Genomic DNA, 20,301 nt, shown 5'->3' with positions numbered 1-20,301 from the left:
TAGACGCACGTTATCAGACGGAGGACTTGCTGTAACACTGGGCAATGCATGAGTAGCGCCCGCGAAAAAGCAAAAAGGCACCTTGCGGTGCCTTTTCGTTGGGGCTTGCCTGCTCAGCGGCGACGTTTCTCCAGGGAGTAAACGAAGGGCGCGACGATTTCGATCGAGCCATTGTTGAGCATGTCCGCCGGTGGTTTGGGCAGCGGCTGGGCGCGGCGGATCATTTCCAGGGTAGCCCGGTCCAGATCGGCGTTACCCGAGCGTCCTACCAGTTCGTAGGACAGCACGTTGCCCTGGGCGTCGACCACGAAGCGCAGCCGGTTCAAGCCTTCCTTGCCCCGTGCCTGGGCGCCTGGCGGGTACTTCTTGTACTTGGCCAGGTGCGCCAGCAGGGTGCCTTGCCAGCTTTCCTTGGCGGCGATCTGCGAGGGCGACGGGCCCGGAGCGGGGGCTGAGGACGGTGCCGCGGCGGGTGCGGGCGGAGCGTCGCTGGGCTTCTCTTCGCTCGGCTTTTCCTTCGGCGGTTCCGGCGTTTTTTCCACTGGCTTGGGCGGTTGTGGCTTGGGCTTGGGTTTGGCCGGCTTGGGCACGGAAATCGTCGGCTTCGGCGCTTCCGCCAGTTTGGGCAGCGGCAGTTCTTCGACCGGAGCCGGCGGCTGCGGTGGCGTCACGACCTTGGGCGGCGCCGGAGGAGGCGGTGCCGGAAGCGGCGCCAGCTCGACCATCATCGCCTGAGGTGGCAGCTCGACCGGCATGGGGGAGCTCCAGTTGAGCGCGAGCAGGATCGCGACCGCGTGGACCCCCAGCACGATAGCCAGGCTACCGCTGTAACGCGTCAGTTTTTGGCGCGTCGTGATCATTTCTTGGTAGCCGTCTCAAGTCCGACCAGGCCGACCTTCAGGTATCCGGCGGCCCGCAGGGCATCCATCACACTCATCAGGTCGCCGTAATCCACGCCCTTGTCGGCCTGGAAGAAGATCGTCGTGTCTTTATTGCCCTGGGTCTTGGCGTCGAGGGTGGCGCCGAGGGCTTCGGCTTTCACTTCGTCGTCGCCCAGATACAGGCGTTGGTCGGCCTTGACGCTGAGAAACACCGGCTTCTCCGGGCGCGGCGCCGGTTTGGCGGTCGAGGCCGGGAGATCGACCTTGATGTCCACGGTCGCCAGGGGCGCCGCGACCATGAAGATGATCAGCAGCACCAGCATCACGTCGATGAACGGCGTGACGTTGATTTCGTGGTTCTCGGCCAGATCGTCTTCTGCGCCTTCTTTCAAATGCAGGCCCATGGCGGATTACCCTACTTTGGCCACATGGGGTTGGGCGGAGCGCTCGACGGTGGTCGGCAGGTGATCCAGGTCACGGCTGACCAGCAGCAGGACTTGCGCCGAAGCGTCGGATACCTGGGCCTTGTAGCCGGCGATGGAGCGGGCGAAGACGTTGTAGATGACCACGGCCGGAATCGCTGCGACCAGGCCCAGAGCGGTTGCCAGCAGGGCTTCGGCGATGCCGGGGGCAACGACGGCGAGGTTGGTGGTCTGGGTTTTGGCGATGCCGATGAAGCTGTTCATGATGCCCCACACGGTGCCGAACAGACCAACGAAGGGCGCTGTGGAGCCGATGGTGGCGAGGACGCCGGTGCCGCTGCTCATGTTGCGGCCACAGGCGGCGACCAGGCGCTCGAGACGGAAGCTGACGCGTTCCTTGATGCCTTCTTTCTCGCGGCTATTGGCCGACAGGCGCATTTCTTCCAGCGCGTCGTGGACCAGCAGGTTGGCCAGGGTGCCCTCTTTGGCGGCGGTGACGCTGGCTTCCTTGAGGGTGATGGCCTTTTTCAGGTCGAGGATCTCACCGCGCAGACGACGCTTGGCGCCCATCAGCTCGAAGCCCTTGGCGATCCAGATGGTCCAGGTGATGATCGAGGCGATGGCCAGGCCGATCATCACCAGCTTCACGATGATGTCGGCGTTCTGGTACATGCCCCACGGCGACAGGTCGTGGGCCATGCCCAGGGTGTTGTCCGCTTCGAGGACTTCAGAGGCCTGCACAGCCGGTTCGCCTTCGGCGGGCGCCGGCGCCATGGCCACTGGGGTGGCTGCCGGGGTCGCGGCGTTGGCCGGTGCGTGAGCTGCGGCAGGTGCCGAAGTAGCGGCCGGGGCCTGCTCATCGGCGAAGGCCGCGGTCGGGGCCAGCAGCAGGCTGAACAGCAACGCAGCGACCGCGCTCATGGCGCGCAGCGGGCTTGGGCGTTGGGTTGGCGAAGCGGGGAATTGATTGCGTGTCATGCTGGCCGGACCTGAGAGGGAAAAGGGTAAGTGTCCTTCTAGGCCTCGCAGGGCCGAGAACAAATGGACGGTCATTATTGCAACTAATTCTTGTTAACAGAAGTAATAGAGTCTCTTTTTTTCTTTGATTGCTAGCCGCTCGTCCATTGCCGACGCTAGTCTGTGGCTTTCCGATAGGAGTTTTCTGATGTCCGCCCCTACTGTTCTGATTGCTGGCTGCGGTGATGTCGGCAGTCGTCTGGCGCAGCAATTGCTGGCCGAAAACTGGCAGGTCTATGGCCTGCGGCGCACGGTTTCGCACTTGCCGGCGGGGGTGATCGGCGTGGCGGGCGATCTGTTCAGCGAGCAGTGCCCGTCAAGCTGGCCCACCACGCCCCTGGATTACCTGGTGTACAGCGCGGCCGCCACCGAGCATGACGAGGCGGGTTATCGCGCGGCCTATGTCGAGGGGCTGACCCATGTCCTGGGTTGGCTCAAGCAGCACGGGCAGTCGCCGAAACGCCTGCTGTTCGTGTCCAGCAGCAGCGTCTATGGCCAGAAGGACGGCGAGTGGATCGACGAGACCTCGCCGGCGCAGGCCGACGGCTATTCCGGGCGCCTGATGCTCGAGGCCGAGCAAGTGGCCTTGCACAGTGGTATTCCCGCCAGCCTGGTGCGCTTGACCGGCATCTACGGCCCGGGGCGGGAGTGGCTGTTGAGTCAGGTGCGCCAGGGCTATCGCGTCGCCATCGATCCGCCGCTGTATGGCAACCGCATCCATGCCGACGATGCCGCAGGGCTGCTGGCCTTCCTGCTGCAGGCCGATCGGCGCGGCGTGGCGCTCGAGGGCTGCTATATCGGTGTCGACGATGCACCGGCGCCATTGGCGGAGGTGGTGGCCTGGCTGCGCGAGTACCTGGGCGTGACCGAGTGGGCGGCCGATGCGAGTGTGCGGCGTTCTGGCAGCAAGCGCTGCAGCAACGCCCGGGCCAGGGCTCTGGGGTGGGAGCCGCGTTATCCGAGTTTTCGCGAGGGGTATGTGGAGATTATCGAGGGTCGGAGCTGAGCCCTGTCCTGGATAAAGAAAAAGGAGCCTTGCGGCTCCTTTTTGCTGGGTCACTGTTTTTCCAGTAACCACTGGCGCGTACCCTGGATGTAGCCGGGGAACTGGTCCGCCTCCTGGGAGGTGTTGATGGCCTGGAAGATCTCCAGTTGCTTGCCGTTGCGCGCAAAGATCCACGGCTTGCCCTGGCCGTTGAGTTGCAGCCACAGGTTGTCGTAGCCGTCGGTCATCGACGCGCAGTCGCCGGCGAGGCACAGTGCGAAGCGATCGGCGCCCGGCAGGCCCATGACCTGGCCGTTGGACTGGAACAGTACCGTGCCGCCTTCGCCCGGGCCGTTGACGATTTTCCACTCGCCACCCAGGTAGGCCGAGTACAGGGCGCGCTCGAAGTTGGCGCCCAGTGGCGCGCCTTCCGGTGCCGGGTCCTTGGGACGATCGAAGACCTGTTCCGGTTCGTTGTCGTTGGCTTCTTGCAGCAGTTGTTTGCCGTCGCGTTTCAAGGTGATGGCGGAATTGTAGAAGTCGATTTTCCAGGAACCGGACTTTTCAGCCAGCATCTGGCCTTGGGCGTTTTCGAAACCGTTGTTGTAGCGCGCCTGACCGGCCTTGGTGTTGACGTCCCATTCCAGGGTCGGGCCGTAGCCTTGCAGGGCTTCGCGCAGAGGTCCGCCCTTGGTGGCGGCGTCGATGGCGACCTGATTGATCCAGGTGCCACTGATGTCACGGTCGGCGGGGTCGCTGGCGCAGCCACCGAGAAACAGGGCGCACAACGAGAGGGCTAGCGCTTGGCGCATGAGCAAATCCTTTCAGAACGAAGACGGCGCGGCCTGGGTAGCCGCGCCGGAGGTGTCACTCGATGACCAGGATGGCATCCATTTCAACCTGCGCGCCTTTTGGCAGGGCGGCAACGCCGATGGCGGCGCGGGCAGGGTAGGGCTGTTCGAAGTACTTGCCCATGATCTCGTTGACCTTGGCGAAGTGGCTCAGGTCGGTGAGGAAGATGTTCAGCTTGACGATGTCCTTGAACGAACCACCGGCGGCTTCGGCCACGGACTTGAGGTTCTCGAATACCTGGATGGTCTGGGCTTCGAAGCCTTCCACCAGTTCCATGGTCTTTGGATCGAGCGGGATCTGGCCGGACATGTAGACGGTGTTGCCAGCCTTGATCGCCTGGGAGTAGGTGCCGATCGCGGCAGGTGCCTTGTCGCTGGTGATAACGGTCTTGGTCATGAATGACTCCTTGTAATGGTCGGGGCTTGGGGGCGAGCTATGCACGCATGCGAGTGATGCGGATGACCCCGGTCAGGGCGCGCAGCTTCTTGATCACGCGGGCCAGGTGCACGCGGTCGTGCACGCTGACCACCAGTTGGACCACGCTGATGCGACCATCGCGTTCGTCCATGCTGATTTTCTCGATATTGCCGTCGGCCGCGTTGACGCTGCTGGCCAGCAGGGCGATCAGGCCGCGCTGGTGTTCCAGCTCCACGCGCAGCTCGACATTGAATTCGCCGGTGACATCCTTGGCCCACGACAGCTGGATGCATTTTTCCGGGTTATGGCGGATTTCGCTGATATTGCGGCAGTTGTCCAGGTGCACCACCATCCCCTTGCCCGCGGACAGGTGCCCGACGATCGGGTCGCCGGGGATCGGGGTGCAGCACTTGGCATAGCTCAGGACCAGGCCTTCGGTACCGCGAATGGCCAGCGGGCCCTCCGGGCTTGGCAACTGTTCGCCTTCGCCGAGCAGGCGGCGGGCCACCACATAGGCCATGCGATTGCCCAGGCCGATGTCTTCGAGCAGGTCTTCGATCAGTTCGAGGCGGTACTCGGTGAGCATGGCCTTGATGCGTTCCGCGGAAATCTGTTCCAGCGAGCTGTCGAGGCCGTTGAGCACCTTGTTCAGCAGGCGTTCGCCGAGGCTGATGGACTCGGAGCGGCGTTGCAGTTTCAGTGCGTGGCGGATGTGGGTGCGAGCCTTGCCGGTGACTACGAAGTTGAGCCAGGCCGGGTTCGGGCGTGCACCCGGGGCGCTGACGATTTCCACGGTGGAGCCGCTCTGCAGCGGTTCGGACAGCGGCGCCAGGCGGCGGTTGATGCGGCAGGCGATGCAGCTGTTGCCGACGTCGGTGTGTACCGCGTAGGCGAAGTCGACCGCCGTGGAGCCCTTGGGCAGCTCCATGATCCGGCCTTTGGGCGTGAACACGTAGACCTCGTCCGGGAACAGGTCGATCTTCACGCTTTCGATGAATTCCAGGGAGTTGCCGGCGCGTTGCTGCATCTCCAGCACGCCCTTGACCCACTGGCGAGCCCGGGCATGGGTGCCCTTTGGCTGCTCGTCGCCGCTGGACTTGTACAGCCAGTGGGCGGCGATGCCGTTGTTGGCCATCTCTTCCATTTCGCGGGTGCGGATCTGGATCTCGATCGGCACGCCGTGCATGCCGAACAGCGTCGTGTGCAGCGACTGGTAGCCGTTGGCCTTGGGGATCGCGATGTAATCCTTGAAGCGGCCCGGCAGCGGCTTGTACAGGTTATGTACAGCGCCGAGCACGCGGTAGCAGGTGTCGACCTTGTCGACGATGATCCGGAACGCGTAGACGTCCATGATCTCGTTGAAGGCCCGGCGCTTGCCGCGCATCTTCTTGTAGATGCCGTACAGGTGCTTCTGGCGGCCGCTGACCTCGCCCTGGATGCCATCGATGGCCAGGCAGTGGCCCAGGGATTCTTCAATCTTGTTGACGATTTCCTTGCGGTTGCCCCGGGCGCGCTTGACCGCCTGGTAGATCCGCGCGGAACGCATCGGGTGCATGGCCTTGAAGCCGAGGTCTTCGAACTCGATGCGTACGCTGTGCATGCCCAGGCGGTTGGCGATGGGGGCGTAGATCTCCAGGGTTTCCTTGGCGATCCGCCGGCGTTTTTCGCCGGAGAGCACTTCCAGGGTGCGCATGTTGTGCAGGCGGTCGGCCAGCTTGACCAGGATCACGCGGATGTCGCGCGCCATGGCCATGGCCATTTTCTGGAAGTTTTCCGCTTGGGCTTCGGCCTTGGTCTCGAAGTTCATCTGGGTCAGTTTGCTGACCCCGTCGACCAGTTCGGCCACGGTTTCACCGAACTGCGCTTGCAGCGCTTCCTTGGCGATACCGGTGTCTTCGATCACGTCATGCAGCATCGCGGCCATCAGGCTCTGATGGTCCATGTGCATGTCGGCGAGAATATTGGCGACCGCCAATGGGTGCGTGACGTACGCCTCGCCGCTGCGACGGCGCTGACCGTCATGGGCTTGTTCGGCGTAGAAATACGCTCGGCGGACCAGATTGACCTGGTCCGTGCCGAGGTAGGTCGATAAGCGATCGGCGAGGGCGTCTATGCTCGGCATGATGACTCCTGCCGTAAGCTGTGATCCCGCGCCGTGCTACGTCGACCAGGCATAGGCTTAGACGGCCTCGTTGGACTCGTCCTCGAAAGCAGCAAAAAGCGGTTCATCTTCAACGATTTCGGCTTCAGCGATAGCTGCGTAGTCGATCAGGCCTTCAGCGATTTCGCGCAGGGCGACAACGGTAGGCTTGTCGTTTTCCCAGGCTACTTTCGGCTCTTTGCCGCCGGTTGCCAGTTGACGGGCACGCTTGGTAGAGAGCATGACCAGCTCAAAGCGGTTATCCACGTGTTCTAGACAGTCTTCAACGGTTACGCGGGCCATGGTCTTCCTCGTAGCAAATGCAATATGCGCGGTGCCCGGATGGGCGAGCGGACTCGACAGTTTAAAAAATCACCAGCGATTAGGGAAGCGCTGATTTTTTAACCAAGCTTTCCGACGCGCTACAAGTGCCAATGTAAAGCCCTTGCAGCGGTTTTGGGAAGAGCTGTATCAGCCCAGCAGTTCGGCGAGCAGTTTACCGAAACGCTGTTGCTGGCGCTTCTGGTGCAGCTGGTTGGTGCGGAAAATCGCTTTCAGATCGTCCAGCGCGTGGGCGAAATCGTCGTTGATGATCAGGTAGTCGTAGTCGACGTAGTGGCTCATTTCGCTGACGGCTTCGCGCATCCGGCCTTCGATGATCTCGTCGCTGTCCTGGCCGCGGTTGGTCAGACGCTGGCGCAAGGCCTGCTGGGACGGCGGCAGGATAAAGACCGAGCGGGCCTGGGGCATCAGCTTGCGCACCTGCTCGGCGCCTTGCCAGTCGATTTCCAGGATCAGGTCGTGGCCTTCGTCCAGGGTCTGCTGCAGGTGGCTCTGGGAGGTGCCATAGAGATTGCCGAAGACTTCGGCGCGCTCGAGGAAGTCGCCGTGTTCGCCCATCTTCACGAACGCTTCGCGCGAGACGAAGTGGTAGTTCACGCCGTCCACTTCGCCCGGGCGCATGGCGCGGGTGGTGTGGGACACGGAAACGCGGATCGATGGATCGGCGTCGATCAGGGCCTTGACCAGGCTGGTCTTGCCCGCGCCCGAGGGCGCGGAAATGATGTAGAGGGTGCCGGTGCTGTGGTTCATGTGGGGGTAGCCTTACTCGATATTCTGTACTTGTTCGCGCATCTGCTCGATCAACACCTTGAGGTTGACCGCCGCCTGGGTGCTGCGCGGGTCGAAGGCCTTGGAGCCCAGTGTGTTGGCTTCGCGGTTGAGCTCCTGCATCAGGAAGTCCAGGCGCCGGCCGGCGGCGCCGCCGGACTTGAGGACGCGGCGCACTTCGATGATGTGGGTGCTCAGGCGGTCCAGTTCTTCGGCGACGTCGCTCTTCTGGGCGAGCAGGACCATTTCCTGTTCCAGGCGCGTGGGGTCGAGCTCGGCCTGCATGTCAGCGAAGCGATCGAGCACCTTCTGGCGCTGGGTGGCGAGCATCTGCGGGACCAGCTCGCGCAGGGTCGCGACGTCTTCCTCGATGGAAGTCAGGCGGTCGTTGATCAGCCGGGCCAGCTCGGCGCCTTCGCGCTCGCGGCCGTTCTTCAGTTCTTGCAGCCCCTGGTTGAACAGGCTCAGGGCCTCGTTGTTCAGGGCCTGCGGATCGCTGGCGTCGGCCACCAGCACGCCGGGCCAGGCCAGGACTTCCAGCGGGTTCAGGGCCGCCGGCTGCTTGATCAGGCTGGCCACGGATTCGGCGGCGGCCACCAGTTGCGCGGCGCGCTCGCGGTCGACCTGCAGCGGTTTGCCGGTGGTTTCTTCGGTGAAGCGCAGGGTGCACTCAATCTTGCCGCGCGACAGCCCCTGGCGCAGGGCCTCGCGGACCGCGCCTTCCAGGTCACGGAAGGACTCCGGCAGGCGCAGGTGCGGTTCGAGGTAACGGCTGTTGACCGAGCGCAGTTCCCAGCTCAGGGTGCCCTGAGTGCCGGCCCGTTCTACCCGGGCGAAGGCGGTCATGCTGTGCACCATGGAGATACCTCCGATACAGGTCCACCGCCAACCGCAGAGGGTTGCACGGGCCCGCTATGAATGAATTGAAGCCGATAGGCTACGAAGGCGCAGGATTGTAGCGCAGTGCGGTGGATGCTCCCAAACTGCGGGTGTGACAAAGCGCTGCGGGGCGACCGGAGGAGCGTTCCAGGGGGCGTTGCCGACGGGCCGGGCTTTTTAGAACTGCCCAGGCCGGGCTGCGGGCTCTATAATGTCCGGCAGTTTTCAGTCCCCGTACAGGTATTTCCCTATGAAACGTCCAAGTGGTCGCGCTGCCGATCAGCTCCGCTCGATCCGCATCACCCGCAACTACACCAAACACGCCGAGGGATCTGTACTGGTCGAGTTCGGTGACACCAAAGTGATCTGCACGGTCAGCGTCGAGAACGGCGTGCCCCGCTTCCTCAAGGGCCAGGGCCAGGGTTGGTTGACCGCCGAATACGGCATGCTGCCGCGTTCCACCGGCGAGCGTAACCAGCGCGAAGCCAGCCGCGGCAAGCAAGGCGGCCGGACCCTGGAGATCCAGCGCCTGATCGGTCGCTCCCTGCGCGCTGCGCTGGACATGACCAAGCTGGGCGACGTCACCCTGTATGTCGACTGCGATGTGATCCAGGCCGATGGCGGCACCCGTACCGCGTCGATCACCGGTGCCATGGTGGCCCTGGTGGATGCGCTGAAAGTGATCAAGAAGCGCGGCGGCCTGAAGGGCGGCGACCCGATCAAGCAAATGATCGCGGCGGTTTCCGTGGGCATGTACCAGGGTGAACCGGTGCTGGACCTGGATTACCTGGAAGACTCGGCGGCCGAGACCGACCTCAATGTGGTCATGACCAGTACCGGTGGCTTCATCGAAGTCCAGGGCACTGCCGAAGGCGCGCCGTTCCAGCCGGAAGAGCTGAACGCCATGCTGGCGCTGGCCAGAAAAGGCATGAGCGAGATCTTCGAACTGCAACAGGCAGCCTTGGCTGACTGATTGCCCGGCGACTTCCCGCAAGGAGAGCATCATGAGCGACGACCAGCTTCCGCAACCCCTGCCGAGCCACGAGGTGCGGCAGTGGGCCATGTTCTGTCACCTGTCGGCCTTGCTGGGGATCTGGATTCCGTTCGGAACCCTGATCGGCCCCCTGGTCCTCTGGCAGATGAAGCGCGAGACCGACCCATTCATCGATGCCCAGGGCAAGGAAGCGCTGAACTTCCAGATCACGGTGGCCATCGCCTCGCTGGTCTGCTTCCTGCTGATGGCGGTGCTGGTGGGCTTCCTGCTCTTCGGTCTGTTGGCGATCGGCGCCCTGGTGCTGACTATCATCGCCGGGATCAAGGCCAACGAAGGGGTGGCGTACCGCTATCCATTCACCTGGCGACTGATCAAGTAGACCGAACGCCCACAAAAAAGCCGACATCGCTGTCGGCTTTTTTGTAGCTGCGAAAAGACGCTTAGATGGTCAGCGTCCAGTCGTAGTCCACGATCAGCGGCGCGTGCTGCGAGAAGCGCGGTTGGCGCGGCAGGCGTGCACTGCGCACGAAACGACGCAGGCCCGGGGTCAGCAACTGATAGTCGAAACGCCAGCCCAGGTTGAGCATCTCGGCCTGTTCGTTGTCCGGCCACCAGCTGTACTGATCGCCTTCGCGGCTGACTTCGCGCAGGGCATCGACATAACCCATGTTGCCGACAATCTCGTCCATCCAGGCACGCTCAGGCGCCAGGAAGCCCGGAGATTGCTGGCTGTCGCGCCAGTTCTTGATATCCAGCTTCTGTTGCGCCACGTACAGCGAGCCACAATAGATGTACTCGCGACGTTTGCGCCGCTGTTTATCCAGATAGCGGGCGAAATCGTCCATAAGCTTGAACTTCTGGTTCAAGTCTTCATCGCCGTTCTGCCCGGAAGGAAGCAGCAAGGTCGCGATGCTGACCTTGTCGAAATCGGCTTGCAGGTAGCGCCCGTAGCGGTCGGCCGTCTCGAAGCCGAGACCGCTGATGACAGCCTTCGGTTGCAACCGCGAGTACAAAGCCACACCGCCTTGGGCGGGAACTTCGGCATCGCAGGCATAAAGGAAGTAGCCATCCAGTTGGAAGGCTGGATCGTCCAGTTCAAAGGCGGAGGCGCGGGTGTCCTGCAGGCAGATGACGTCGGCATTCTGTGCTTGTAACCAGCTGAGCAAACCACGCTCCACTGCAGCCTGAATACCATTGACGTTCACACTGATGATCCGCATAAATGGCCCCAAAAATCACGTGCGTGTATGATACCCGAGGTCTACTTAATTAGCTAAATCCGTGGTATTTGGGGTTTTTTCATGCAGGCGTATCAGCGCGATTTCATTCGTTTTGCCATCGATCGCGGGGTTTTGCGCTTCGGTGAGTTCACCCTGAAGTCCGGACGTACCAGTCCTTACTTCTTCAATGCCGGCCTGTTCAACAGCGGCTCGGCCCTGGCGCAGCTGGGGCGTTTTTATGCCGCGGCGATCGTCGACAGCGGCATTTCCTTCGACGTGCTGTTCGGTCCCGCGTACAAAGGCATTCCTTTGGCGGCGGCGACGGCCGTGGCCCTGGCCGAGCATCACCAGCGCGATCTGCCGTGGTGCTTCAACCGCAAGGAAGCCAAGGCCCATGGCGAAGGCGGCAGCCTGGTGGGCGCGCCGTTGACCGGCGATGTGTTGATCATCGACGACGTGATCACCGCGGGCACGGCGATTCGTGAAGTGATGCAGATCATCGAGTCCCAGGAAGGCGCCAAGGCGGCGGGCGTGTTGATCGCCCTGAACCGTCAGGAGCGTGGCAACGGCGAGTTGTCGGCGATCCAGGAAGTCGAGCGCGACTTCGGCATTCCGGTGGTGAGCATCGTTTCCCTGAACCAGGTCCTGCAGTTCCTGGCCGACGATCCGGCGCTCAAGCAGCACCTGCCGGCGGTAGAAGCCTACCGCGCGCAATTCGGCGTTTGACGCTGTCCTGTAGGAGCGAGGCTTGCCCGCGATAGCGGTCTAACCTGATACACCGCTATCGCGGGCAAGCTCCGCTCCTACGAAAGGCGCAATAAAAAAAGACCCCGCCTGGCTTGGCCTGGCGGGGTCTTTTTTATTGCAGTGCTTAAGGACGCTTGCGATTGCTGATCAGGGTGCCCACACCGGTATCGGTGAAGATCTCCAGCAGGATCGCGTTCGGTACGCGACCGTCGATGATCAGCGAGCTGCCCACGCCACCCTGTACCGCTTCCAGCGCGCAGCGGATCTTCGGCAGCATGCCGCCGTAGATGGTGCCGTCTTCGATCAGGGCGTCGACCTGCTGGGTGGTCAGGCCGGTCAGGACTTTGCCCGACTTGTCCATCAGGCCGGCGATGTTGGTCAGCAGCATCAGCTTCTCGGCTTTCAGCGCCTCGGCCACCTTGCCGGCCACCAGGTCGGCGTTGATGTTGTAGGACTCACCGTTCTCGCCGACACCGATCGGGGCGATCACCGGGATGAAATCACCCTTGACCAGCAGGTTCAGCAGGTCGGTGTTGATGCCGACCACTTCGCCAACGTGGCCGATGTCGATGATTTCCGGGGTGGTCATTTCCGGGGTCTTGCGGGTGACGGTGAGCTTCTTCGCGCGAATCAGCTCCGCGTCCTTGCCGGTCAGCCCGATGGCACTGCCGCCATGGCGGTTGATCAGGTTGACGATGTCCTTGTTCACCTGGCCGCCGAGGACCATCTCCACCACGTCCATGGTCGCCGCGTCGGTGACGCGCATGCCGTCGATGAAGTGGCTCTCGATGGACAGGCGCTTGAGCAGGTCACCGATCTGCGGACCGCCGCCGTGCACCACCACCGGATTGATCCCGACAGCCTTCATCAGCACGATGTCGCGGGCGAAGCCGGTCTTCAGCTCCTCGCTTTCCATCGCGTTGCCGCCGTATTTGATCACCAGGGTCTTGCCGACATAGCGGCGAATATAAGGCAGCGCTTCGGACAGGACCTTGGCGGTATTGGCGGCGGCATCGCGTTCGAGGGTCATTCAGGGCTCCGGCACTTCAATAAAAGGCGCTTCGAAAAATCAAAACGGTAGTTGGAGATCAGGTGCAACACGTTTCAGCTGGGTGTGGAACACATCCTTGATGCGCTGCAGTTCGGCTTCGTCATCGGCCTCGAAACGCAGCACCAGCACCGGCGTGGTATTGGAGGCGCGAACCAGGCCCCAACCCTTGGGGTAATCGACTCGTACGCCGTCGATGGTGGTCAGGTCGGCGCCTTCGCCCCATTGCGCGTCGTGCAGTGCATCAATGATGCTGAATTTGCTCTCTTCGGTCACATGGATATTGATTTCCGGCGTGGAAATATCGTTCGGGAAGGTGGCGAACAGCTCTTCCGCGGTGGATTTTTCCTGGCTGAGGATCTCCAGCAGCCGCGCGGCGCTGTAGATACCGTCGTCGAAACCGAACCAGCGTTCCTTGAAGAAGATATGCCCGCTCATTTCACCGGCCAGCAATGCGCCGGTCTGCTTCATCTTCTTTTTGATCAACGAGTGACCGGTCTTCCACATTAGCGGGCGACCGCCATATTCCTTGATCAGCGGGGTCAGGCGGCGGGTGCATTTGACGTCGAAGATGATCTCTGCGTCCGGGTTGCGCGCCACCACGTCTTTGGCGAACAGCATCAGCAGGCGGTCAGGGAAGACGATGCTGCCGGTGTTGGTCACCACGCCGACGCGGTCGCCGTCACCGTCGAACGCCAGGCCGATATCGGCCTTGGTTGCGGCGACCTTGGCGATCAGGTCTTCCAGGTTCTCGGGCTTGCCCGGGTCCGGGTGGTGGTTGGGGAAGTTGCCGTCCACCTCGCAGAACAGCGGGATGACCTCGCAGTTCAGCGCTTCGATCAATTGGGGCGCGATGACGCCGGCCGCGCCGTTGCCGCAGTCGACCACCACTTTCAGGCGGCGTGCGAGTTTGACGTCGTCGGTGATTGCCTTGCCGTAGCGGTCGAGGATGTCGACCTGGGTGATGCTGCCCTGGCCGCTGCTCAGGTTGTTGGTCTTGAGGCGATCGTGCAGGGCCTGGATTTGCTCGTTGGCCAGGGTGTCGCCGGCGATGACGATCTTGAAGCCGTTGTAGTTCGACGGGTTGTGGCTGCCGGTCAGCATCACCCCGGATTTGCCGGCCAGCACGTTGGCGGCGTAATACAGCGCCGGTGTCGGCACCAGGCCGACATCGCTGACGTGGCAGCCGCTGTCGCACAGGCCCTGGATCAATTGCGCCACCAGCTCGGGGCCGGACAGGCGGCCGTCGCGGCCCACGGAAACGTTCGGTTCGCCCTGGGCCAGGCTCTGGGAGCCGATGGCGCGGCCGATCCAGTAGGCCGTTTCGGCGTTCAGGGTTTCCGGGACGGTGCCGCGGATGTCGTAGGCGCGAAAGATGCTTTCAGGGAACTTGGGTGCGACTGGGGCTGCATTGCTCATCACTGGGTTGCTCCGTCTACAAAGGGGGCAGGACAGGCCGGAATACTGGCCGGCAGGCAAAAACTGAAGGGTATGACGGCGTTTTTGCCCTTGGGTTCATGGTGCAAAAATGCCATCTGATGAGCGTCAGCTTTTTTTCGATCACCTTCTGCCTGGATTCCGGACGGCTCGGTCCGTGAGTAAAGCTGCTGGGTTCTGGGGCTGAAACAACCGGACAATCCCGGGCCGGGCCGCTGGCGCGGCCCGGCTTTTCACTCAATGGCTGCCGGAGTGGCCGAAGCCGCCCGCGCCGCGCTGGCTTTCGTCGAAGGCTTCGACCACTTCGAAGTGCGCCTGGACCACAGGCACCAGTACCAGCTGGGCAATGCGCTCGCCCACGGCGATGTTGAAGGCTGTCTGGCCACGGTTCCAGCAGGAAACCATGAGTTCGCCCTGGTAGTCGGAGTCGATCAGGCCGACCAGGTTACCCAGGACGATGCCGTGTTTGTGGCCCAGGCCGGAGCGCGGCAGGATCAGCGCGGCAAGGCCCGGATCGCCGATGTAGACCGACAGGCCGGTAGGGATCAGCAGGGTCTGGCCCGGTTCCAGGGTGGTGTCCTGCTTGAGCATGGCGCGCAGGTCCAGGCCGGCGGAGCCTGGCGTGGCGTACTGCGGCAGGGGGAATTCGTTGCCGATGCGTGGGTCGAGGATCTTGGCTTGTAAAGCGTGCATGCGAGTTAAACCTGGTTCAGCCGTTCGGCGATGAAAGCGATCAGTTGGCGGGCAATCTTGCCCTTGCTGGTCTGGGCGAAGAGAGTTGCGTGCAACTCCCGGTCAATCACGCTGCAGGCGTTTTCCTCGCTGTTGAAGCCAATGCTCGGGTTGGCCACGTCGTTGGCGACGATCAGGTCGAGGTTCTTGTCCTTGAGTTTGCGCGCAGCGTAGTCGAGCAGGTGTTCGGTTTCAGCGGCGAAGCCGACGCTGAATGGACGGTCGGGGCGGGTGGCGATGCTGGCCAGGATGTCCGGGTTGCGCACCATCTGCAGCAGCAGGCCGTCGCCGTTCGTAGGGTCTTTCTTCAATTTCTGTGGGGCGACGACTTCCGGGCGGTAGTCCGCGACCGCTGCCGAGGCGATGAACAGGTCGCACGGGATGGCGGCTTCGCAGGCAGCGAGCATGTCGCGGGCGCTGACCACGTCGATCCGGGTCACGCGGTCCGGAGTGGGCAGGTGCACGGGACCTGTGATCAGGGTCACCCGGGCACCGGCTTCAACGGCGGCCTCGGCCAGGGCGAAGCCCATCTTCCCGGAGCTGTGGTTGGTGATGTAGCGCACCGGGTCGATGTTTTCCTGGGTCGGGCCGGCGGTGATCAGCACGTGCTTGCCGGTCAGTGCCAGGTGCTGGAAGCAGTCGGCGGCGCACGAGGCCAGCTCGGTGGCTTCGAGCATGCGGCCCAGGCCGATGTCGCCGCAGGCCTGGCTGCCGGCGGCCGGGCCGAACACCTTCAGGCCGCGGCTTTGCAGCAGCTGGGTGTTGGCCTGGGTGGCCGGGTCGCGCCACATGGCCTGGTTCATGGCCGGGGCGATGGCGACTGTGGCGTCGGTGGCCAGAACCAGGGTGGTCAGCAGATCATCGGCGATGCCTTGGGCCAGGCGGGCGATCAGGTCGGCGGTGGCGGGGGCGATCAGTACCAGGTCGGCCCATTTGGCCAGTTCGATATGGCCCATGGCGGCTTCAGCCGCGGGGTCGAGCAGGTCCAGGTGGACCGGGTGCCCGGACAGGGCCTGCATGGTCAGCGGAGTGATGAATTCACTGCCGCCGCGGGTCATGACCACACGCACTTCCGCGCCCTGGTCGAGGAGTCGGCGAACCAGATCGGCGCTCTTATAGGCAGCGATGCCGCCGCCGACGCCGAGAACGATGCGTTTCCGATACAGCCGCTGCATAGACCTGCCTTTTCGCTCAATGATTGCTGCGTGTAACACCCCCTCCCCAGGGGAAAGTCCACGCAAAAAGATGGGCTAAGATAGCACAGCGACCGCTATGGAACAGCGGCGCCCACACACATGGAGGTGCTATGAGCATTCGCGACTGGCCTGCGGCGGAGCGCCCGCGGGAGAAGCTTCTCGAGCAGGGCGCGCTGGCCCTTTCCGACGCCGAATTGCTGGCGATTTTCCTGCGTACCGGCGTCGTTGGGAAAAGCGCGGTGGACCTGGCGCGACACCTGTTGCATCAATTCGGCAGCCTGCGTGGCCTGCTCGAGGCGGACCAGCTGACCTTCAGTCGGCAACTGGGCCTGGGCCCGGCCAAGTTCGCGCAATTGCAGGCGGTGCTGGAAATGGCGCGGCGGCATCTGGCGGAAAAGCTCAGTCGCAATTCGGTGCTGGAAAGCCCGGTGGCGGTCCGTGACTACCTCAAGGCGCTGCTGCGGCATGAGCCCCATGAGGTTTTCGGCTGCCTGTTTCTCGACTCCAAGCACCGGGTGCTGGCGTTCGAGGCGCTGTTTCAGGGCTCCATCAACACCACCAGCGTCTACCCGCGGCAGGTGGTCAAGCGTGCCCTGGCGCACAACGCCGCCGCGCTGATCCTGTGCCATAACCATCCTTCGGGCGTGGCCGAGCCGAGCCAGGCGGATCGGGTGCTGACCCGCAGGCTCACGGAGGCGCTGGACCTGGTGGACGTGCGCGTACTCGACCATTTCATCGTCGGCGAAGGCGAACCGCTGTCGATGGCCGAGTACGGCTGGATGTAGCTGCGGTCAGGGCTTGAGGCTGACCTTCGAGTAGTCCTGGCGGCCGAACGGACTGACCTGATAGCCCTGCACGTCCTTGCGCGTCAGGGCGAAGGCGGTCGGATGCGCGAGGGGCAGCCACAGGGCCTGCTGCTGGATCTGGGTTTGCGCCTGCTGGTAGAGCTTGCTGCGTACGCCTTGCTCGGTGGTGGTCTTGCCGGCGGTGATCAGCTTGTCCAGGCCCGGGTCGCAGTAGCGGGCGAAGTTGGTCCCCGACTTCAGGGCCGCGCAGGTGAACTGCGGGGTGAGGAAGTTATCCGGATCGCCGTTGTCGCCGGCCCAGCCCATGAACAGCAGGTCGTGTTCGCCGGCCTTGGCCCGGCGGATCAGTTCGCCCCATTCGATCACGCGGATCTCCGCTTGAATCCCCACTTCCGCCAGGTCCGCCTGCAGCTGTTGCGCGCCCAGGCTCGGGTTGGGGTTCAGCAGGCTGCCGGAAGGACGGGTCCAGATCGTGGTTTGGAAACCGTCTTTCAGGCCGGCCTTGGCTAGCAACTGACGCGCTTTCGCCGGGTCGTGGGCGTAGCCCGGCAGCTCCTTGGCGTAGCTCCAGGTGTTGGGCGGGAAGGGGCCGTTGGCGGGTTCCGCGGTGTCTTCGAAGACCGCTTTGAGGTAGTGGGCCTTGTCGAACGCGAGGTTGATGGCCTGGCGCACCTCGGGTTTGTCCAGTGGTGGATGCTGGCTGTTGAGGGCAACGAAGGCGGTCATGAAGGCCGCGGTCTTCTCGACCTTGAGCGTGGGTTCCTGCAGGGCTGCAGTCACATCCAGGGGCTTGGGCGACAGGGCGATCTGGCATTCATTGCGGCGCAGCTTCTGCAGCCGCACGTTGGCATCGGGCGTGATGGCGAAGATCAGCGACTCCACTGCCGGCTTGCTGGCAAAGTAGTCGGGGTTGGCCTTGTAGCGGATCGACGCGTCTTTCTGGAAACGGTTGAAAATGAACGGGCCGGTGCCGATCGGCTGGCTGTTGAGCTTGTCCTGGGCGCCGGCCTTGAGCAACTGGTCGGCGTATTCGGCGGAGTAGATCGACGCGAACCCCATGCTCAGGGTGGCGAGGAAGGTCGAGTCGGCATGATCGAGGGTGAAGCGCACGGTCAGCGGGTCCAGGGCGTCGATCTTCTTGATCAGCGTTGGCAGCTGCAGGGACTGGGCATGGGGATAGCCGCTCTGCGCCACTTTATGCCAAGGGTTGGCCGGGTCGAGCATGCGCTCGAAGCTGAACTTCACGTCTTCGGCGGTCAGCTCGCGGCTCGGGTTGAAGTACGGTGTGCGGTGGAACTTCACTTGCGGATGCAGCTTGAACACGTAGGTCAGGCCGTCGGCCGAAACGTCCCAGCTGTCGGCCAGGCTCGGCACCACCTTGCCGCTGCTGGCGTCGAAGTCCACCAGGCGATTCATCAGCACATCGGCCGAGGCGTTGGTGGTGGTCAGCGAGTTGTATTGCACCACGTCGAAACCTTCCGGGCTGGCCTCGGTGCACACACTCAAGGTGGCGGCATGGGCCAGCGGGCTCAGAAGAAGAGGGGCGAACAACAGCGGGAGGGCAGCGAGGCGCATGTTTGGCTTCCTTTGCAGATCGAAGGCCCATCTGCGAGTGCAGTCTGGAAAAGGCCTACCCTAGTGGCCCCGCTGGAAAATGACTATCTCCTTTTTTGCCGGCGGGGCGGATACGCGGGTGTTTATCGCGGCGCTGCCTATCCGTGACCGTTTTTGGCATGGAAACATCAGGCATGAATTGACCGGCCGGTTTTTTTCCCTATATTGCCCAGGCGCGCCCGGCACAGCGGCCGCTGCCGACGATTTTGCGGCCTGTTTTACCCGCGGGAAATTTATTCTGCGACGAGCGGTCGGTTGCAGCGCCAGCCTTTGGTGCAGGCCCTCGAAGTAAGAAAGCAGGGACTTTTCGCAATCCAAAACACACCGGCTGTTGTTGATACGGGGTCTTTCTGGTATAAAGCAGCGCTCTTTTCTAGGGGCCCGGTTCCTTCGCTAGTAGGTGTAGCCGGTAAGACCCTAAAGAAACGCGGCGCCTGGCGCCAAATGACTGAGAGATTAAGCGGCCAACCCATGCCGGGTTGGGCATGTGGTTTTAGAGGGCTGAGGCATGTCGAGAGTCTGTCAAGTTACCGGTAAGGGTCCGGTAACCGGGAATAACATTTCCCACGCAAACAACAAAACCCGTCGTCGTTTCCTGCCGAACCTGCAGCATCACCGCTTCTGGGTTGAGTCCGAGAAACGTTTCGTGCGTCTGCGCGTATCTGCCAAAGGCATGCGTATCATCGACAAGCGTGGCATTGATGTCGTGCTGGCCGAACTTCGTCGCGATGGCAAGGTTTAAGGGAGCTAATCATGCGTGAATTGATTCGTTTGATTTCGAGCGCCGGTACTGGTCACTTCTACACTACCGACAAGAACAAGCGCACCACTCCGGACAAAATCGAGATCAAGAAATATGATCCGGTTGTTCGTAAGCACGTGATCTACAAAGAAGGCAAAATCAAGTAATTGATTTTTCTTCTGACAAAAAAACCCGCCTTCAAGCGGGTTTTTTTGTGCCTGTGATTCAGGCCTTCGGTTCGAAGATCACATAGATCTTGCGGCACGGCTCCAGCACTTCCCAGGTGCCCCTGAAGCCGGCGGGAATCACGAAGCGATCGCCAGCGCGCAAGGTCTTGGCGTTGCCGTCGATGTCACGCAGCACCGAAACCCCCTGCACGATCTCGCAGTACTCATGCTCGGTGTAGTTCACCGTCCACTGGCCGACCGCGCCTTCCCACACCCCGGCGTTCATCTGGCCACATGGGCTGTTGTAGTGATTGAAGACAGCCTGCTCGGGGTCGCCCTTGAGGACCTTTTCCTGGGCAGGGCGGTAACGCTCGGCCGCGGTGTTGGCTTGGCCGAAGTCGACGATGTCCTGGATGCTCATGCTGGTATTCCCCCCTGATTGCGGCGCGAGTGATCGGAAAGGCCAGAGTCTATGTTTATTAAAATGAACATGGCAATGGCGTTTCCCTGGCTTTCTGTCAAATATATTGAAACTTCGGGTGCCGCTGGTTTAGGGTGGCGGATGCCGTGGGCCGACAGCAGGCTGGCCGGGCAGAATTCCTGAAGGTGCCGGCATTGAATGCGCGTGGCGCCCGTATCCAACAAGAGGAGGACACTCGTATGACCACCCTGACTCGAGCCGATTGGGAACAACGTGCCCGCGACCTGAAAATCGAAGGCCGCGCCTACATCAATGGCGAATACACCGCCGCCGTCTCCAGCGAAACCTTCGACTGCATCAGTCCGGTCGATGGCCGTCTGCTGGCCAAGATTGCCAGCTGTGACGCCGCGGATGCGCAGCGCGCCGTGGAAAACGCCCGCGCCACGTTCAACTCCGGCGTCTGGTCGCGCCTGG

At 62.6% G+C, this 20,301-nt stretch carries 23 protein-coding genes and 1 pseudogene; 8 read left to right on the top strand and 16 right to left on the bottom strand.

The window, feature by feature from the left end; all coding sequences use genetic code 11:
- Positions 1-113: 113 nt before the first annotated feature.
- From ACQKQA_RS19540 to exbB, 3 genes are read right to left on the bottom strand one after another with little or no spacing between them, the layout of a single operon-like run.
- Complete coding sequence (locus ACQKQA_RS19540) at positions 114-860, bottom strand: energy transducer TonB family protein (protein ID WP_427561083.1); 747 nt, start codon at positions 858-860, stop codon at positions 114-116.
- Positions 857-1,285, bottom strand: a complete 429-nt coding sequence (gene exbD, locus ACQKQA_RS19535; RefSeq protein ID WP_427561079.1) for a TonB system transport protein ExbD — start codon at positions 1,283-1,285, stop codon at positions 857-859. Before exbD ends, ACQKQA_RS19540 begins: the two co-directional genes overlap by 4 nt.
- 6 nt (positions 1,286-1,291) lie before the next feature.
- Positions 1,292-2,281, bottom strand: a complete 990-nt coding sequence (gene exbB, locus ACQKQA_RS19530) for a tonB-system energizer ExbB (protein ID WP_427561076.1) — start codon at positions 2,279-2,281, stop codon at positions 1,292-1,294.
- A 187-nt stretch (positions 2,282-2,468) separates the two neighbouring features.
- Between exbB and ACQKQA_RS19525 the strand changes: the two genes are divergently transcribed.
- On the top strand, positions 2,469-3,326 hold the full coding sequence (locus ACQKQA_RS19525) for an SDR family oxidoreductase (RefSeq protein ID WP_427561073.1): 858 nt from the start codon (positions 2,469-2,471) through the stop codon (positions 3,324-3,326).
- A 50-nt stretch (positions 3,327-3,376) separates the two neighbouring features.
- On the opposite strand, the gene ACQKQA_RS19520 is transcribed toward ACQKQA_RS19525, so the two are convergent.
- From ACQKQA_RS19520 to ACQKQA_RS19495, 6 genes are all read right to left on the bottom strand, one after another.
- Positions 3,377-4,117 carry a hypothetical protein gene (locus ACQKQA_RS19520; protein WP_427561070.1) on the bottom strand — a complete coding sequence of 247 codons (741 nt, stop codon included), beginning with the start codon at positions 4,115-4,117 and terminating at the stop codon, positions 3,377-3,379.
- 55 nt (positions 4,118-4,172) lie between these two features.
- Positions 4,173-4,553 carry a RidA family protein gene (locus ACQKQA_RS19515; RefSeq protein WP_003213288.1) on the bottom strand — a complete coding sequence of 127 codons (381 nt, stop codon included), beginning with the start codon at positions 4,551-4,553 and terminating at the stop codon, positions 4,173-4,175.
- 37 nt (positions 4,554-4,590) lie between these two features.
- Positions 4,591-6,696 carry a bifunctional GTP diphosphokinase/guanosine-3',5'-bis pyrophosphate 3'-pyrophosphohydrolase gene (gene spoT, locus ACQKQA_RS19510; protein WP_427561066.1) on the bottom strand — a complete coding sequence of 702 codons (2,106 nt, stop codon included), beginning with the start codon at positions 6,694-6,696 and terminating at the stop codon, positions 4,591-4,593.
- Positions 6,697-6,753: 57 nt separating this feature from the next.
- Entirely contained in the window at positions 6,754-7,017 is a 264-nt protein-coding gene (rpoZ, locus tag ACQKQA_RS19505) for a DNA-directed RNA polymerase subunit omega (protein WP_007921129.1), read from the bottom strand.
- A gap of 168 nt (positions 7,018-7,185) precedes the next feature.
- Positions 7,186-7,806 carry a guanylate kinase gene (gene gmk / locus ACQKQA_RS19500; RefSeq protein WP_427561063.1) on the bottom strand — a complete coding sequence of 207 codons (621 nt, stop codon included), beginning with the start codon at positions 7,804-7,806 and terminating at the stop codon, positions 7,186-7,188.
- A gap of 12 nt (positions 7,807-7,818) precedes the next feature.
- On the bottom strand, positions 7,819-8,682 hold the full coding sequence (locus ACQKQA_RS19495) for a YicC/YloC family endoribonuclease (protein WP_427561060.1): 864 nt from the start codon (positions 8,680-8,682) through the stop codon (positions 7,819-7,821).
- A 271-nt stretch (positions 8,683-8,953) separates the two neighbouring features.
- Between ACQKQA_RS19495 and rph the strand changes: the two genes are divergently transcribed.
- Complete coding sequence (rph, locus tag ACQKQA_RS19490) at positions 8,954-9,676, top strand: ribonuclease PH (protein WP_230010160.1); 723 nt, start codon at positions 8,954-8,956, stop codon at positions 9,674-9,676.
- A 31-nt stretch (positions 9,677-9,707) separates the two neighbouring features.
- Entirely contained in the window at positions 9,708-10,076 is a 369-nt protein-coding gene (locus ACQKQA_RS19485; RefSeq protein ID WP_427561058.1) for a DUF4870 domain-containing protein, read from the top strand.
- A gap of 61 nt (positions 10,077-10,137) precedes the next feature.
- On the opposite strand, the gene ACQKQA_RS19480 is transcribed toward ACQKQA_RS19485, so the two are convergent.
- Positions 10,138-10,917, bottom strand: a complete 780-nt coding sequence (locus tag ACQKQA_RS19480) for an exodeoxyribonuclease III (protein ID WP_003176915.1) — start codon at positions 10,915-10,917, stop codon at positions 10,138-10,140.
- An 81-nt stretch (positions 10,918-10,998) separates the two neighbouring features.
- Here ACQKQA_RS19480 and pyrE point away from each other — a divergent pair, with 81 nt between their 5' ends.
- Positions 10,999-11,643, top strand: a complete 645-nt coding sequence (gene pyrE / locus ACQKQA_RS19475; protein WP_427561055.1) for an orotate phosphoribosyltransferase — start codon at positions 10,999-11,001, stop codon at positions 11,641-11,643.
- Between the two features lie 145 nt (positions 11,644-11,788).
- Here the strand turns inward: pyrE and argB are convergent, their stop codons facing one another.
- The 4 genes and pseudogenes from argB to coaBC form a co-directional block, all read right to left on the bottom strand.
- Positions 11,789-12,694, bottom strand: a complete 906-nt coding sequence (argB, locus tag ACQKQA_RS19470) for an acetylglutamate kinase (RefSeq protein ID WP_044465769.1) — start codon at positions 12,692-12,694, stop codon at positions 11,789-11,791.
- Positions 12,695-12,733: 39 nt separating this feature from the next.
- A pseudogene (locus ACQKQA_RS19465) lies at positions 12,734-14,137 on the bottom strand (phosphomannomutase/phosphoglucomutase); the annotation flags it as partial.
- Positions 14,138-14,386: 249 nt separating this feature from the next.
- Positions 14,387-14,842 carry a dUTP diphosphatase gene (gene dut, locus ACQKQA_RS19460; protein ID WP_427561051.1) on the bottom strand — a complete coding sequence of 152 codons (456 nt, stop codon included), beginning with the start codon at positions 14,840-14,842 and terminating at the stop codon, positions 14,387-14,389.
- A gap of 5 nt (positions 14,843-14,847) precedes the next feature.
- Complete coding sequence (gene coaBC, locus ACQKQA_RS19455; protein WP_427561048.1) at positions 14,848-16,056, bottom strand: bifunctional phosphopantothenoylcysteine decarboxylase/phosphopantothenate--cysteine ligase CoaBC; 1,209 nt, start codon at positions 16,054-16,056, stop codon at positions 14,848-14,850.
- Positions 16,057-16,187: 131 nt separating this feature from the next.
- Between coaBC and radC the strand changes: the two genes are divergently transcribed.
- Entirely contained in the window at positions 16,188-16,862 is a 675-nt protein-coding gene (radC, locus tag ACQKQA_RS19450) for a RadC family protein (protein WP_427561045.1), read from the top strand.
- Positions 16,863-16,868: 6 nt separating this feature from the next.
- On the opposite strand, the gene ACQKQA_RS19445 is transcribed toward radC, so the two are convergent.
- On the bottom strand, positions 16,869-18,458 hold the full coding sequence (locus ACQKQA_RS19445) for an ABC transporter substrate-binding protein (RefSeq protein WP_427561042.1): 1,590 nt from the start codon (positions 18,456-18,458) through the stop codon (positions 16,869-16,871).
- Positions 18,459-19,005: 547 nt separating this feature from the next.
- On the opposite strand from ACQKQA_RS19445, the gene rpmB reads away from it, so the two are divergent.
- Together rpmB and rpmG are read left to right on the top strand one after the other, a co-directional pair.
- Entirely contained in the window at positions 19,006-19,239 is a 234-nt protein-coding gene (gene rpmB / locus ACQKQA_RS19440) for a 50S ribosomal protein L28 (RefSeq protein ID WP_007921114.1), read from the top strand.
- Between the two features lie 11 nt (positions 19,240-19,250).
- Positions 19,251-19,406 carry a 50S ribosomal protein L33 gene (rpmG, locus tag ACQKQA_RS19435; RefSeq protein WP_003177274.1) on the top strand — a complete coding sequence of 52 codons (156 nt, stop codon included), beginning with the start codon at positions 19,251-19,253 and terminating at the stop codon, positions 19,404-19,406.
- 58 nt (positions 19,407-19,464) lie between these two features.
- Here rpmG and ACQKQA_RS19430 read toward each other — a convergent pair whose 3' ends face one another.
- Complete coding sequence (locus tag ACQKQA_RS19430; protein WP_427561038.1) at positions 19,465-19,827, bottom strand: cupin domain-containing protein; 363 nt, start codon at positions 19,825-19,827, stop codon at positions 19,465-19,467.
- A gap of 239 nt (positions 19,828-20,066) precedes the next feature.
- Between ACQKQA_RS19430 and ACQKQA_RS19425 the strand changes: the two genes are divergently transcribed.
- Positions 20,067-20,301 (top strand): aldehyde dehydrogenase family protein (locus ACQKQA_RS19425; protein ID WP_427561035.1); only part of this gene is annotated, 235 nt, incomplete at its 3' end.

Origin of the sequence: Pseudomonas sp. NPDC089530, assembly GCF_050280705.1 — a bacterium.
Classification (GTDB): domain Bacteria; phylum Pseudomonadota; class Gammaproteobacteria; order Pseudomonadales; family Pseudomonadaceae; genus Aquipseudomonas.
The sequence above is the reverse complement of the archived record's forward strand: the minus strand, read 5'-3'. Positions and strand labels throughout refer to the sequence as shown.